Origin of the sequence: Enterobacter cloacae complex sp. P38RS (genome assembly GCF_014930775.1) — a bacterium.
GTDB classification, from domain to species: domain Bacteria; phylum Pseudomonadota; class Gammaproteobacteria; order Enterobacterales; family Enterobacteriaceae; genus Enterobacter; species Enterobacter bugandensis.
In genome coordinates this window covers 179964-194853 of sequence record NZ_JADBRS010000006.1, presented here as the reverse complement: position 1 = coordinate 194853, position 14890 = coordinate 179964, and the positions used below count along the sequence as shown (strand labels likewise).

The window sequence follows — 14890 nt, the reverse complement described above, 5'->3', positions numbered from 1 at the left end:
TATGAGACAGAAAAAAGTTTGGCTAATCCTGATCCTCAACCTGCTGCTGCTGGGCACCGCGCTGGCGTGGTATTTTCACACGCCTCCGCTGTCGGTAACCTGCGACGGAAACCTGACGTTTACCGACGAGCGCGACAGCCACAATTTCACCTTTGACGGTGAGGTCATTATGCGCTTTCACCCCGACAAAACGGGGTACATCACGGTTAACGGCAACGTGGTGAATGCCCCGCGCAGCTGGGAGGTTTCTCGCCAGGAGATGTTTAAATGGCGTCACGTGGAGGACGAACTGTATGAGATCGTCATTCAAAAAGTGGAGCGCTTTAGCCATGACGCGATGCCGCCCGGGGTCTTTGAAAAATACGTTGCCGGCCTGACGCTGGGCAATAAAAGGCTTCTGACGATAGAGCGCACGCCGGAAGACGCGCTGGTGATCAGCAATTTTTATTCGCCGGTGCTGATCTGCTCGAAATAATGTCGACGGGTCAGGCTATACTTGCCGCCATGACTATTCGCATTCGCCCCACCACCCTCAGCGACGTTGCCGCCCTGTCCGCCATTGAACGCGCGGCGGCCGGGCGATTCCGCGACATCCCGGAACTCGCCTGGCTTGCCGACGGCGAGGTCATTCCCGCTGAGCAACACCTCGACTATGCCGAACGCGGGCTCAGCTGGCTGGCGCTGGCAAACGACCAGCCCGTTGGGTTTGTCCTTGCCGAAGCCCATCCGTCATCACTGTTTATTGTCGAACTCTCGGTTGATCTGAACTGGCAGGGAAAAGGGATTGGCAGACAGCTCATCGCCTGCGTGGCAGATTGCGCCCGTAAAAGGGGGCTGACCGCGCTGACGCTGACGACGTTCCGGGACGTACCGTGGAATGCGCCCTTCTATGCGCGGCTGGGGTTTGAAATGATGACGAGGCTGACGCCTGAATTGCGTGAAAAACGCGAAGAAGAGACGGCGCACGGTTTAGCGTATGACTCCCGCTGCGCCATGCGCCTGCCTCTGTAATATCGCCCGGTGGCGCTGCGCTTACCGGGCCTACAAAACCCTGAACAGTGGGCCGGGTAAGGCGCAGCCGCCACCCGGCACAACGCACGGCGTTAGAACGTTTCCCAGTTATCACCTGCATCGGCAGTCGCGGTTTTACGCGTCATTACCGGTGCGGCAACGGCTTTCGCCGAAGCGAACTCGCGCGCCTTCATCTGCTCTTGCTGAATGCGGAACACTGCCACGGCCTGCGTCAGACGGCTCGCCTGCTCTTCCAGCGCCGCCGCCGCTGCGGCTGACTCTTCTACCAGCGAGGCGTTCTGCTGGGTCACGCGGTCCATCTCTGCCACCGCCAGGCCCACCTGGTCGATACCGCGGCTCTGCTCGTCGGACGCAGAGGCAATCTCGCCCATGATATCGGTCACGCGGGTCACCGCGTTCACGATCTCACCCATGGTTTCACCGGCGCTTTCCACCAGCGTTGAACCCACTTCCACGCGTCCCACGGAGTCTTCAATCAGGCTCTTGATCTCACGTGCTGCCTGAGCGCTGCGCTGGGCCAGGTTACGCACTTCCCCTGCCACCACCGCAAATCCACGGCCCTGTTCGCCCGCACGCGCCGCTTCTACCGCCGCGTTCAGCGCCAGGATGTTGGTCTGGAAGGCAATGCCGTCGATCACGCTGATGATATCGGCAATTTTCTGCGAACTGCCCGCGATGTCACGCATGGTTTGCACCACGTTGTCCACCACCTTGCCGCCCTTCTGCGCGGTTTCAGACGCGCTTAGCGCCAGGTGGCTCGCCTGACGGGCGTTCTCGGCGTTCTGCTTAACGGTCGCCGTCAGCTGCTCCATGCTGGCAGCGGTCTCTTCCAGGGAAGCGGCCTGCTGTTCAGTACGGGAAGAGAGGTCGTTATTGCCCATCGCGATTTCGCTCGCGCCGCTATAGATAGCGTTCGCGCCGTTACGCACGTCGCCCACGGTACGCACCAGTTCGCCCTGCATATGACGCAGCGAGTCGGCCAGTTCGCCCATCTCGTTAGAGCCTTCCACGTCGATGCGCTTCACCAGGTCGCCGCTGGCGATGTGGCGGATATTGTCAATGAGACGCGTCAGCGGAGAGATCAGCGCCTGCTTGATACCCAGCCAGACGGCCACGATCACCACCAGCACGGCAACCAGCACGCTGATCAGCACCCAGATAGCCTGAGTGTAAGAGCTGTTGCTGTCTTCAACCGCCATCTGGTACAGCTTGTCGTTCTGCTGCAGGTAGCTCACGTACTGCTTCTCGAATCCATCCTGGTAGCTCTGGGTCGGCTGGTCGAAGAAGGCGTTGATTTTGCCCGCCCCCAGCAGCTGAATTAGCTCAGCCAGCGCACCGTGGTAGATATCGTAGTTACGTTTAATTTCCAGCGCAGCGGCGTCGCTCTGACGCGGGTCGCGCGGCAGGGCTTCATAGTCAGCCCAGTTTTTTTCCGCCTGTTTCAGCGAGGCAGACGCAATCTGCATCAGATCGTTAACGGTCGCGCCGCTGCCGATATTGTTCTGATCCATCATGTAGCGGATGCCCGCGCGGTTCAGGGTATTACGGGTTTGCAGCAGCGCAACCCAGCTCCCGTTAAGGGTGGATTGTTGCTGACGAATGGTTTGCAGGACGGTGAAATTCTCTTTGTCATTCTTCAGAGCATTAAAGAAAAGACCACCGGATGTGAGTTGTAAAAGGCCAAATATCGCTAAAACCAGCATTAAGCTGGTGACAATCTTGATACGGTTTAACATGTTTTCTCTTTCCTCAGACAGATACAGAATTTTCGGCCTGGAAAGGGAAAACTTTACGAAAATCATCCTGGAATTTGTGGTTTTTACTCTTCTTCCCGCGCTGCGTTATGCCGGTTCCCGAGTTCAATAAACTCTTCCAGCAGCGCCGTCAGCTGCTTCATCTTCTCCGGGGTGTATTCCGCCTCAATCTGCTGATACGCCTCTTCCACCTGCGCCTGGGCGTGCTCGTACAGCGCATTTCCCTCTTTGGTCAGCGACACGTACAGCTTGCGCTGGTCGTTCACCGGCTTTAAGCGCAGCACCAGGCCGTCGCGCTCCATGCGCGTCAGAATGCCGGTCAGGCTCGGGCGCAGAATACAGGTGCGAAACGCCAGATCGTGAAAATCCATCGACGGATGTTCAGCCAGCACGCGCACGATGCGCCACTGCTGCTCGGTGAGGTTATGCCGCTTCACAATCGGACGGAAGTACGACATCGCCGCTTCCCGCGCCTGCAAAAGCGCGATGGTTAATGAATCATGCATAGCCTCTCCCCTTCACATCATTAACAAGTAAACGATTCATAAAAGATGTTTTTATAAACAACACGTTTCCTGCCAGAAAGTCTAACAGAAACCATTCTGTTTTATTAAGCAACTGATTTACATAGCATTAAAATCCAACATGTAAATTTATTGTTATTCATATCACAAATTCTTCACTTCTGATTGCGAAATAAACAGCAAAAGCATAAAAACAGATCATTAACATATTAATGAAATCATAACCCGGACCGTCGGGGTGAGGAGTAGGTGAATGAAAGGTACCGTATTTGCCGTCGCGCTGAACCACCAGAGTCAGCAAGCAGCCTGGGCTGAGGCGTTTGAAAAAGCCCCTTACAACACGCCGCCAAAAACGCCGGTGTGGTTTATCAAACCGCACAACACGGTGATTCGCGCGGGCGAGCCCATTCCTTTCCCGCAGGGGGAAACGGTGTTAAGCGGCGCGACGGTGGCGCTGGTTGTGGGTAAAACCGCCAGCAGGGTGCGCGTAGAGGACGCCGCGGCCTACATCGCGGGGTACGCGCTGGCCAACGAGGTGAGCCTGCCGGAAGAGAGCTTCTACCGTCCGGCCATTAAGGCCAAATGCCGGGACGGCTTTTGCCCGCTTGGCGAGCTGGCCGCCGTTGATAACGTCGACAACCTGACCATTATCACCGAGATCAACGGCCGCGAAGCGGACCACTGGAACACCGCCGATCTGCAGCGCAGCGCCGCCGAACTGCTGAGCGCCCTGAGCGAATTCGCCACCCTCAATCCCGGCGATGCGATCCTGCTCGGTACGCCGCAAAGCCGCGTGGAGATCCGCCCGGGCGATCGCGTGCGGATTCTGGCGGAAGGTTTCCCACCGCTGGAAAACCCGGTGGTGAACGAGCGCGACGTTGCCCTTTCCCACCGCACGCCTGAACACGCCACGCTGTTCGCCCTCGGTCTTAACTACGCCGATCATGCCAGCGAGCTGGACTTCAAGCCGCCCACCGAGCCGCTGGTGTTTATCAAAGCGCCGAACACCTTCAATGGCGACAACCAGACCTCGGTGCGCCCGAACAATATCGAATACATGCACTACGAGGCGGAGCTGGTGGTGGTTATCGGTAAAACCGCGCGTAAGGTGAGCGAAGCCGAGGCGATGGAGTATGTCGCGGGCTACACGGTCTGCAACGACTACGCCATCCGCGACTACCTGGAAAATTACTACCGCCCGAACCTGCGGGTCAAAAGCCGCGACGGATTAACCCCCATCAGCCCGAACATCGTGCCGAAAGAAGCCATTCCCGATCCGCATAACTTAACCCTGCGCACCTTCGTCAACGGCGAACTGCGTCAGGAAGGCACCACCGCCGATCTCATTTTCAGCATTCCTTACCTGATTGCGTATCTGAGCGATTTTATGACCCTACAGCCGGGCGACATGATCGCCACCGGCACGCCGAAGGGGCTGTCCGACGTGGTGCCGGGCGATGAAGTGGTGGTGGAAGTGGAAGGCGTGGGCCGCCTGGTGAACCGGATTGTCAGCGAGGAGACTGCAAAATGAAAAAGATTAACCACTGGATCAACGGTAAAAACGTCGCCGGAAGCGAGTACTTCCATACCACTAACCCGGCCTCCGGCGAGGTATTAGCGGAAGTCGCCTCCGGCGGTGAAGCGGAAATTCATCAGGCCGTTGCCGCCGCTAAAGAGGCGTTCCCGAAATGGGCCAACCTGCCGATGAAGGAGCGCGCGCGCCTGATGCGTCGCCTGGGGGATCTGATCGACCAGAACGTGCCCGAGATCGCCGCCATGGAAACCGCCGACACCGGCCTGCCGATCCACCAGACCAAAAATGTGCTCATCCCGCGCGCCTCGCACAACTTCGAGTTCTTCGCCGAAGTGTGCCAGCAGATGAACGGCAAAACCTACCCGGTCGACGACAAAATGCTCAACTACACCCTGGTGCAGCCGGTGGGCGTCTGCGCGCTGGTGTCGCCGTGGAACGTGCCGTTTATGACCGCCACCTGGAAGGTCGCGCCGTGCCTGGCGCTGGGCAACACCGCGGTGCTGAAGATGTCTGAACTCTCGCCGCTGACCGCCGACCGTCTGGGCGAGCTGGCGCTGGAGGCGGGCATTCCGGCGGGCGTGTTGAACGTGGTGCAGGGCTACGGGGCGACGGCAGGCGACGCGCTGGTGCGCCACCACGACGTGCGCGCCGTCTCCTTCACCGGCGGCACCGCCACCGGGCGCAACATCATGAAAAACGCCGGGCTGAAGAAATATTCCATGGAGCTGGGCGGCAAATCCCCGGTGCTGATTTTTGAAGATGCGGACATCGAACGCGCGCTGGACGCCGCGCTGTTCACCATCTTCTCCATCAACGGCGAGCGCTGCACCGCGGGCTCGCGCATCTTCATCCAGCAGAGCATCTACCCGGAGTTCGTCAAGCGCTTCGCCGAACGCGCCAATCGCCTTCGCGTGGGCGATCCGACCGATCCGAACACCCAGATTGGCGCGCTCATCAGCCAGCAGCACTGGGAGAAAGTCTCCGGCTATATCCGCCTCGGCATCGAGGAAGGCGCCACCCTGCTGGCGGGCGGCCCGGACAAACCGGTCGATCTGCCTGTACACCTGAAAGGCGGCAACTTCCTGCGCCCGACGGTGCTGGCGGACGTCGACAACCGCATGCGCGTGGCGCAGGAGGAGATCTTCGGGCCGGTGGCCTGCCTGCTGCCGTTTAAGGACGAGGCGGAAGGCCTGCGCCTGGCGAACGACGTGGAGTACGGCCTGGCGTCATACATCTGGACCCAGGACGTCAGCAAGGTGCTCCGTCTGGCGCGCAGCATTGAAGCGGGCATGGTGTTCGTGAACACCCAGAACGTGCGCGACCTGCGCCAGCCGTTTGGCGGCGTGAAGGCCTCCGGCACCGGCCGCGAGGGCGGCGAGTACAGCTTTGAAGTGTTCGCGGAGATGAAGAACGTCTGCATCTCCATGGGCGACCATCCGATTCCAAAATGGGGGATCTGACAATGGGCAAGCTAGCGTTAGCGGCAAAAATCACCCACGTGCCGTCGATGTATCTTTCCGAGCTGCCGGGGAAAAACCACGGCTGCCGCCAGTCGGCCATCGACGGGCATAAAGAGATCAGCAAGCGCTGCCGCGAGCTGGGCGTGGACACCATCATCGTGTTCGACACCCACTGGCTGGTAAACAGCGCATACCACATCAACTGTGCGGATCATTTTTCAGGCGTCTATACCAGCAACGAGCTGCCGCACTTTATCCGCGACATGACCTACGACTACGACGGCAACCCGGAGCTCGGGCAGCTGATCGCCGACGAAGCGGTGAAGCTCGGCGTGCGCGCCAAGGCGCACAACATCCCGAGCCTCAAGCTGGAGTACGGCACGCTGGTGCCGATGCGCTACATGAACGCGGATAAGCACTTCAAAGTGATCTCCATCTCCGCGTTCTGCACGGTTCACGATTTCGCCGACAGCCGCAGGCTGGGCGAGGCCATCGTCAGCGCCATCGAAAAGTACGACGGCACCGTGGCGGTGCTCGCCAGCGGCTCGCTCTCGCACCGCTTTATCGACGACCAGCGTGCGGAAGAAGGGATGAACAGCTACACCCGCGAGTTCGACCGTCAGATGGACGAGCGGGTGGTCAAGCTGTGGCGCGAAGGCCAGTTTAAAGAGTTTTGCAGCATGCTGCCGGAGTACGCCGACTACTGCTACGGCGAGGGGAACATGCACGACACGGTGATGCTGCTGGGGATGCTGGGCTGGGATAAATACGACGGCAAGGTGGAGTTCCTCACCGAGCTGTTCGCCAGCTCCGGCACCGGCCAGGTCAACGCCGTTTTCCCGCTTCCCGCATAAGGAGTTGTTATGCCGCACTTTATTGCTGAATGTACCGACAACATCCGCGCGCAGGCCGACCTGCCGGGGCTGTTCGCCAAAGTGAACGAGGCGCTGGCCGCCACGGGCATCTTCCCGCTCGGCGGCATCCGCAGCCGCGCCTACTGGCTTGACACCTGGCAGATGGCGGACGGTAAGCATGATTACGCCTTTGTGCATATGACGCTGAAGATCGGCGCCGGGCGCAGCCTGGAGAGCCGGAAAGCCGTGGGGGAGATGCTGTTTGCGCTGATCAAAACCCACTTCGCGGCGCTGATGGCAAGCCGATATCTGGCGCTGTCGTTGGAGATAGACGAACTGCATCCGACGCTCAATTACAAACAAAACAACGTGCACGCGCTCTTTCGCTGAGGTCTTTTATGCTGGACAAACACACCCATACCCTGATCGCCCACCGCCTGCATCAGGCGGAACAGTCCCGGGAGCAGATCCGCGCGATCTCGCTGGAGTACCCGGAGATCACCATCGAAGACGCCTACGCCGTACAGCGCGAATGGGTGAGCCTGAAAATTGCCGAAGGCCGCGTGCTGAAAGGCCATAAGATTGGCCTCACCTCGAAAGCGATGCAGGCCAGCTCGCAAATCAGCGAGCCGGACTACGGCGCGCTGCTGGACGACATGTTCTTCCACGACGGTAGCGACATCCCCGTCGACCGCTTTATCGTCCCGCGTATCGAAGTGGAGCTGGCCTTCGTGCTGGCAAAACCGCTGCGCGGCCCGAACTGCACGATCTTCGACGTCTACAACGCCACGGATTACGTCATTCCCGCCCTGGAGCTGATCGACGCCCGCTGCCACAACGTTGACCCGGAGACCCAGCGCCCGCGCAAGGTGTTCGACACCATCTCCGATAACGCCGCCAACGCCGGGGTGATCCTCGGCGGTCGTCCGATTAAGCCCGACGCGCTGGATCTGCGCTGGATCTCCGCCCTGCTCTACCGCAACGGCGTGATCGAAGAGACCGGCGTCGCCGCGGGCGTGCTTAACCACCCGGCGAACGGCGTGGCATGGCTGGCCAACAAGCTCGCGCCGTACGACGTGCAGCTTGAGCCCGGACAAATCATCCTCGGCGGCTCGTTTACCCGTCCGGTTGCCGCCAGCAGAGGCGACACCTTCCATGTTGACTACGGCAACATGGGCTCCATCAGCTGCCGCTTTGTATAAGGAGGCGACCATGCAAAACGCATTCAAAGCGGCGCTGAAGGCGGGCCGCCCGCAAATCGGTTTATGGCTGGGGCTGACCAGCAGCTACAGCGCCGAGCTGCTGGCCGGGGCCGGTTTTGACTGGCTGCTGATCGACGGCGAGCACGCGCCGAACAGCGTGCAGACCGTGTTAACTCAGTTACAGGCTATCGCCCCCTATCCCAGCCAGCCGGTAGTGCGCCCGTCGTGGAACGATCCGGTGCAGATCAAGCAGTTGCTGGACATAGGCGCGCAAACCCTGCTGGTGCCGATGGTGCAAAACGCTGACGAGGCGCGGCTGGCGGTAAGCGCCACCCGCTACCCGCCTGCGGGCATTCGCGGCGTCGGCAGCGCCCTGGCGCGCGCGTCGCGCTGGAACCGCATCCCGGATTACCTGCATCAGGCTAACGACGCCATGTGCGTGCTGGTGCAGATCGAAACCCGCGAGGCGCTGAAAAACCTGCCGCAGATCCTGGACGTGGAAGGCGTCGACGGCGTGTTTATCGGCCCGGCGGATCTGAGCGCCGACATGGGCTTTGCCGGCAACCCGCAGCATCCGGAGGTGCAGGCCGCTATTGAGCAGGCGATCGCGCAGATCCTCAGCGCGGGCAAAGCGCCCGGCATCCTGATGGCGAATGAACAGCTGGCGAAACGCTATCTCGGCCTCGGCGCATTGTTTGTGGCGGTCGGTGTGGATACCACCCTGCTCGCCCGCAGCGCCGAAGCGCTGGCGGCCCGCTTTACCGACGTCACCACAGCAGTTGATAACAATAAATCCGTCTACTAAACGTACGATGTGGAGCGCAACATGACGACCTCAACCCTGCATAATAAAGATGTAGAACATCGCGCAATAAATAAGCTGTTCCGTCGTTTGATCGTGTTTCTCTTTATCCTGTTTGTTTTCTCGTTTCTCGATCGCATCAACATCGGCTTTGCCGGGCTGACGATGGGCAAAGATCTGGGCCTCACGTCGACCATGTTTGGCCTGGCCGCGACGCTGTTTTACGTCACCTACGTGCTGTGCGGGATCCCCAGCAACATCATGCTGGCGAAGGTCGGCGCACGCCGCTGGATCGCCGGGATCATGGTGGTGTGGGGCATCGCCTCCACCTGCACCATGTTCGCCACCAGCCCCGAAACGCTTTACGTCCTGCGCATGCTGGTTGGCATTGCGGAAGCCGGTTTCCTGCCAGGGATTTTGGTCTATCTCACCTGGTGGTTCCCGGCCTATCACCGCGCCCGCGCCAACGCGCTGTTTATGATCGCCATGCCGGTGACCATGATGCTTGGCTCGATCCTCTCCGGGTATATTCTGGCGATGGACGGGCTGTGGAACCTGAAGGGCTGGCAGTGGCTGTTTCTGCTGGAGGGGTTGCCGTCGGTGGTGCTCGGCGTGGTGACCTGGTTTTACCTCAACGACACGCCGGATCAGGCCACCTGGCTGGATGAGGACGAAAAGCAGGCGCTGAAAACGATGATCGCGCGCGAGCAGGAGGTCGCCATCGCCCAATCCGTCACGCCGCGCTCGACGCTGCGCGAGGTGCTTACGCCCGCCGTGCTGCTCTACACGCTGGCCTACTTCTGTCTGACCAATACGCTGAGCGCGATCAACATCTGGACGCCGCAGATCCTGCAAAGCTTCAACACCGGCAGCAGCAATATCGTGATTGGCCTGCTGGCGGCGATCCCGCAGTTTTGTACCATCCTCGGGATGATCTGGTGGAGTCGCCGCTCCGACAGGCTGAAAGAGCGAAAAAAGCACACCATCCTGCCGTACCTGTTTGCCGCGGCGGGATGGATGCTGGCCTCCGTGACCGATCACAGCCTGATCCAGCTGCTTGGCATCATCATGGCCTCAACCGGATCGTTTACCGCCATGGCGATATTCTGGACCACGCCGGACCAGGTTATTAGCCTGCAGTCACGCGCGGTGGCGCTGGCGGTGATCAACGCCATCGGTAACGTCGGATCCGCAGTCAGCCCGCTGCTGATTGGGATCCTGCGCGACGCGACCGGCAGCTTCAGCTCCGGGCTGTGGTTTGTGGCGGGTCTGCTGGTGGTCGGCGCGCTGGTGCTGACGCGCATCCCGATGACGCAGCGGGTTCAACAGAGGAACGATCATGTGCCAGAGCCCTATCGCCAACATTGATATCAGCAAGGAGTACGACGAAAGTCTGGGCACCGACGACGTGCACTATCAGTCGTTCGCCCGCATGGCGGCCTTTTTTGGCCGCGATATGCAGGCGCATCGTCACGACCAGTATTTTCAGATGCACTTTCTCGATACCGGACAGATTGAACTCCAGCTCGACGACCACCGCTATTCGGTGCAGGCGCCGCTATTTGTGCTGACGCCGCCGTCGGTGCCGCACGCGTTTATCACCGAATCCGACAGCGACGGGCACGTGCTGACGGTGCGCGAGGATCTCATCTGGCCGCTATTAGAAGTGCTCTACCCCGGCACGCGGGAAGCGTTTGGCCTGCCGGGGATCTGTCTGTCGCTTGCCGACAAACCTGACGAACTGGCGGCGCTGAAGCACTACTGGCTGCTCATCGCCCGGGAATCCACGGCGCAGCTGCCGGGCCGTGAGCATACGCTGGTCCTGCTGGCGCAGGCGGTATTTACCCTGCTGCTGCGCAACGCGAAGCTCGACGACCACGCGTCAGGCGGCATGCGCGGCGAGCTGAAGCTGTTCCAGCGCTTTACCCAGCTGATCGACACCCACTATCACCAGCACTGGACGGTGCCGGAATATGCCAGCGAGCTGCACCTGACCGAATCCCGCCTGACGGACATCTGCCGCCGCTTCGCCAACCGCTCGCCGAAACGGCTGATCTTCGACCGGCAGCTGCGCGAGGCCAGGCGCCTGCTGCTGTTTTCCGACAGCGCGGTCAGCGAGATTGCCTGGCAGCTGGGATTTAAGGATCCAGCCTACTTCGCCCGGTTTTTCAATCGCCTGACGGGCTGCTCGCCCAGCGCGTATCGGGCGCAGAAAGTACCGGTTTCCTGAGCGCATCGCGGTATGTAGGGCGGGTAAGCGCAGCGCCACCCGCCAAAAAGCCGCACAGATCACAAAACCACATCCCACCCGAAAAGTACCCGCCGTTGCCCCAAACGTCCCTTCACGTTCCGCCTCTCTCACGCTTCAATTAAACAACAAAAACAAAACATAAATTTAACAACCATCTTCCGATACGAGGTCCCTATGAAGCCTGAAGAATTCCGCGCTGATGCCAAACGTCCGTTAACCGGCGAAGAGTATTTAAAAAGTCTGCAGGACGGTCGTGAGATTTATATCTACGGCGAGCGCGTTAAGGACGTCACCACCCACCCGGCGTTTCGCAATGCGGCGGCGTCCATCGCCCAGATGTACGACGCCCTGCACAAGCCGGACATGCAGGACACGCTGTGCTGGGGCACCGACACCGGCAGCGGCGGCTACACCCACAAATTTTTCCGCGTGGCGAAAAGCGCCGACGACCTGCGCCAGCAGCGCGACGCCATCGCCGAGTGGTCGCGCCTGAGCTACGGCTGGATGGGCCGCACGCCGGACTACAAAGCGGCGTTCGGCTGCGCGCTGGGAGCGAACCCTGCCTTCTACGGTCAGTTCGAGCAGAACGCCCGGAACTGGTACACCCGCATTCAGGAAACCGGCCTGTACTTTAACCACGCCATCGTCAACCCGCCGATCGACCGCCACAAGCCGGCGGACGAGGTGAAGGACGTCTACATCAAGCTGGAGAAAGAGACCGATGCCGGGATTATCGTCAGCGGTGCGAAAGTCGTCGCAACCAACTCGGCGTTGACCCACTACAACATGATCGGTTTTGGCTCCGCGCAGGTGATGGGCGAAAACCCGGACTTCGCGCTGATGTTCGTCGCGCCGATGGATGCCGAAGGCGTGAAGCTGATCTCCCGCGCCTCGTACGAGATGGTGGCAGGCGCAACCGGCTCCCCGTATGACTACCCGCTCTCCAGCCGCTTCGACGAGAACGACGCGATCCTGGTGATGGATAACGTGCTGATCCCGTGGGAAAACGTGCTGATCTACCGCGATTTCGACCGCTGCCGTCGCTGGACGATGGAGGGCGGCTTCGCCCGCATGTACCCGCTGCAGGCCTGCGTACGTCTGGCGGTGAAGCTCGACTTCATCACCGCCCTGCTGAAGAAATCCCTGGAGTGCACCGGTACCCTGGAGTTCCGCGGCGTGCAGGCGGATCTCGGTGAAGTAGTGGCCTGGCGCAATATGTTCTGGGCGCTGAGCGACTCCATGTGCTCCGAAGCCACGCCGTGGGTGAACGGCGCGTACCTGCCGGACCACGCGGCGCTGCAAACCTACCGCGTGATGGCCCCGATGGCCTACGCGAAGATCAAGAACATCATCGAACGCAACGTGACCTCCGGGCTGATTTATCTGCCGTCCAGCGCGCGGGACCTGAACAACCCGCAGATCGACCAGTATCTGGCGAAGTACGTGCGCGGCTCCAACGGAATGGATCACGTCGAACGCATCAAGATTTTGAAACTGATGTGGGACGCCATCGGCAGCGAGTTTGGGGGTCGTCACGAGTTGTACGAAATCAACTACTCCGGCAGCCAGGATGAGATCCGCCTGCAGTGTCTGCGTCAGGCGCAAAGCTCCGGGAATATGGACAAGATGATGGCAATGGTCGACCGCTGCATGTCCGAGTACGACCAGCACGGCTGGACCGTGCCGCACCTGCACAACAACAGCGATATCAACATGCTCGACAAGCTGCTGAAATAGCGCAGCGGGAGGTTACAATGCATTCAGATGAACAACGCCTGCGTTTTCGCGACGCAATGAGCAGCCTGTCGGCGGCGGTCAATGTGGTCACCACCGAGGGCGACGCCGGACGCTGCGGCATTACCGCCACCGCCGTCTGCTCGGTGACGGATACCCCGCCGTCGGTCATGGTCTGCATTAACGCCAACAGCGCCATGAACCCGGTCTTTCAGGGCAACGGCAGGCTGTGCGTCAACGTGCTGAACCACGAGCAGGAGATCATGGCCCGCCACTTCGCCGGGATGACCGGGATGGCAATGGAGGAGCGCTTTGCCCTCTCCTGCTGGCAGAAAGGCCCGCTGGGGCAGCCGGTGCTGAAAGGCGCGCTGGCGAGCCTGGAAGGCGAGATTACCCAGGTGCAAACCATCGGCACGCATCTGGTTTATCTTGTCGAAGTGAAAAACATCATCCTGAGTGACGCGGGACATGGCCTGATCTACTTTAAGCGCCGTTTCCACCCGGTGATGATGGAGATGGAAGCCGTCGTGTGATCCCCCTCGCGCTGGCCTTTTTTCGGGCCAGCGCCGCTTTCTACAAAAATTCCTAAGGTTTCCGCTAAATCACGCCGTTATATATCCATAAGAGAAATTTTCTGTGCCTGAATACTGACATCTCCGGTCAGTGCTTTTGCATTGTTCAGCGCATACCCAATATACAGGAAGACCTTATGGCTAAAACGACGCGGAGCCGCTCGGCTGAACGTCTGGTCGATATTCTCCTTGAGCTACATTTACACGGGGTGGTAAACCGCAGTGCGCTAATGGAGAAATTTAAAATTACCGAGCGTACCGTCTACCGGGATTTAAATGCGCTCTCGCCCATTGTTGAACATACCGGTAACGGGCTATATCGACTGATCCACTCCGCCCAATCTCCCGGCGGGCAGGGATTACATCATGCTCTGGCTAACTTCCTGAATGCCGATAATTTTTTCCCTGAAAGAAATACGGACTTCTGGCAAAAGCTGGAGACGCGCGTCGACGAAAACCATATTCTTATCCTCGGTAATGACGCAGAGCACACGGTGCAGCGTGATATCCGCCGTCATTTAGCGAAAATCGAGAAATCGATTAAGAACCATAATGTCTGTCAGATCGTTTATAAGGGTAAAACCCGTCAGATTAATCCCTATAAACTCATTAACAAAAAAAATATATGGTATTTACAAGCTACCGAAAATAGCCGGTTGAAATCCTTTTCATTAAGCCAGATTAGCTGGTTTGATGTTCAAAAAACCTTTTTTACTCCTGATGAAAATGTTCGGGAACTGCTGGAAAAAAGCCTCGACCCGTGGGTGTCCGAAACTACTTTCACCGTGAAAATATTCATTAAGGATAATATTTCACATTACTTCCTGCGCCGCGATCTCCTGCCGGAACAGGAGCTGCTGGAGGAGCGGCGCGGCGGCGTCACTCTGCGCTGCCAGGCGGCACACGAAAACCAGATCCTGCCGCTGCTGTTCTACTGGCTGCCGAATATTCAGATCCTGGAGCCGAGCTGGCTGAAGGAGAAACTCATCAAGACGCTGGAAAGCTACCTGTCGATGGAGCGCAGCCCGGAAAACCACGTGATCTCAATCACATAATTTTCCCGACCAGCGGCGAGCCTGAACCACTCGCCGCGTCCTTTGACCGCTCACCCGTCACTTTCAACCTCTCACTCATTTATCGTCCTTTACGCGCGCGCGGATCTGGCACGATC

At 59.3% G+C, this 14890-nt stretch carries 15 protein-coding genes; 13 read left to right on the top strand and 2 right to left on the bottom strand.

Going from position 1 to position 14890, the window contains the following annotated elements; genetic code table 11:
- Position 1 precedes the first annotated feature (1 nt).
- Positions 2-475, top strand: a complete 474-nt coding sequence (locus IM303_RS10945; protein ID WP_048999312.1) for a hypothetical protein — start codon at positions 2-4, stop codon at positions 473-475.
- A gap of 29 nt (positions 476-504) precedes the next feature.
- Positions 505-1011 (top strand): GNAT family N-acetyltransferase, encoded by a 507-nt coding sequence (locus IM303_RS10940; RefSeq protein WP_192986782.1) that lies wholly within the window; start codon positions 505-507, stop codon positions 1009-1011.
- A gap of 92 nt (positions 1012-1103) precedes the next feature.
- Here IM303_RS10940 and tsr read toward each other — a convergent pair whose 3' ends face one another.
- Together tsr and hpaR are read right to left on the bottom strand one after the other, a co-directional pair.
- Positions 1104-2768, bottom strand: a complete 1665-nt coding sequence (gene tsr / locus IM303_RS10935; RefSeq protein ID WP_045259638.1) for a methyl-accepting chemotaxis protein — start codon at positions 2766-2768, stop codon at positions 1104-1106.
- 83 nt (positions 2769-2851) lie between these two features.
- Positions 2852-3292, bottom strand: coding sequence for a homoprotocatechuate degradation operon regulator HpaR (hpaR, locus tag IM303_RS10930; RefSeq protein WP_023334396.1), 441 nt, complete (start codon positions 3290-3292; stop codon positions 2852-2854).
- 271 nt (positions 3293-3563) lie between these two features.
- On the opposite strand from hpaR, the gene hpaG reads away from it, so the two are divergent.
- The 11 genes from hpaG (at position 3564) to IM303_RS10875 (ending at position 14774) form a co-directional block, all read left to right on the top strand.
- On the top strand, positions 3564-4841 hold the full coding sequence (gene hpaG / locus IM303_RS10925; RefSeq protein WP_193359904.1) for a 4-hydroxyphenylacetate degradation bifunctional isomerase/decarboxylase: 1278 nt from the start codon (positions 3564-3566) through the stop codon (positions 4839-4841).
- Entirely contained in the window at positions 4838-6304 is a 1467-nt protein-coding gene (gene hpaE / locus IM303_RS10920; protein WP_048999309.1) for a 5-carboxymethyl-2-hydroxymuconate semialdehyde dehydrogenase, read from the top strand. The genes hpaG and hpaE overlap by 4 nt, the downstream gene beginning before the upstream one ends.
- Before the next feature lie 2 nt (positions 6305-6306).
- Positions 6307-7158 (top strand): 3,4-dihydroxyphenylacetate 2,3-dioxygenase, encoded by an 852-nt coding sequence (hpaD, locus tag IM303_RS10915; RefSeq protein WP_041911312.1) that lies wholly within the window; start codon positions 6307-6309, stop codon positions 7156-7158.
- Between the two features lie 9 nt (positions 7159-7167).
- Positions 7168-7548, top strand: coding sequence for a 5-carboxymethyl-2-hydroxymuconate Delta-isomerase (locus IM303_RS10910; protein ID WP_193359903.1), 381 nt, complete (start codon positions 7168-7170; stop codon positions 7546-7548).
- An 8-nt stretch (positions 7549-7556) separates the two neighbouring features.
- Entirely contained in the window at positions 7557-8360 is an 804-nt protein-coding gene (hpaH, locus tag IM303_RS10905) for a 2-oxo-hept-4-ene-1,7-dioate hydratase (RefSeq protein ID WP_045259529.1), read from the top strand.
- Between the two features lie 10 nt (positions 8361-8370).
- Complete coding sequence (gene hpaI / locus IM303_RS10900) at positions 8371-9165, top strand: 4-hydroxy-2-oxoheptanedioate aldolase (RefSeq protein WP_059354706.1); 795 nt, start codon at positions 8371-8373, stop codon at positions 9163-9165.
- Between the two features lie 21 nt (positions 9166-9186).
- Positions 9187-10530 carry a 4-hydroxyphenylacetate permease gene (hpaX, locus tag IM303_RS10895; protein WP_045259531.1) on the top strand — a complete coding sequence of 448 codons (1344 nt, stop codon included), beginning with the start codon at positions 9187-9189 and terminating at the stop codon, positions 10528-10530.
- The gene (hpaA, locus tag IM303_RS10890) at positions 10502-11392 is read left to right on the top strand and encodes a 4-hydroxyphenylacetate catabolism regulatory protein HpaA (RefSeq protein WP_048999306.1); all 891 of its coding nucleotides are present in this window, start codon (positions 10502-10504) and stop codon (positions 11390-11392) included. The genes hpaX and hpaA overlap by 29 nt, the downstream gene beginning before the upstream one ends.
- A gap of 195 nt (positions 11393-11587) precedes the next feature.
- Entirely contained in the window at positions 11588-13150 is a 1563-nt protein-coding gene (gene hpaB / locus IM303_RS10885) for a 4-hydroxyphenylacetate 3-monooxygenase, oxygenase component (protein ID WP_058678933.1), read from the top strand.
- A 17-nt stretch (positions 13151-13167) separates the two neighbouring features.
- Positions 13168-13680 (top strand): 4-hydroxyphenylacetate 3-monooxygenase reductase subunit, encoded by a 513-nt coding sequence (locus IM303_RS10880; RefSeq protein WP_041911318.1) that lies wholly within the window; start codon positions 13168-13170, stop codon positions 13678-13680.
- Positions 13681-13856: 176 nt separating this feature from the next.
- On the top strand, positions 13857-14774 hold the full coding sequence (locus IM303_RS10875; RefSeq protein WP_048999305.1) for a YafY family protein: 918 nt from the start codon (positions 13857-13859) through the stop codon (positions 14772-14774).
- Positions 14775-14890: the final 116 nt, after the last annotated feature.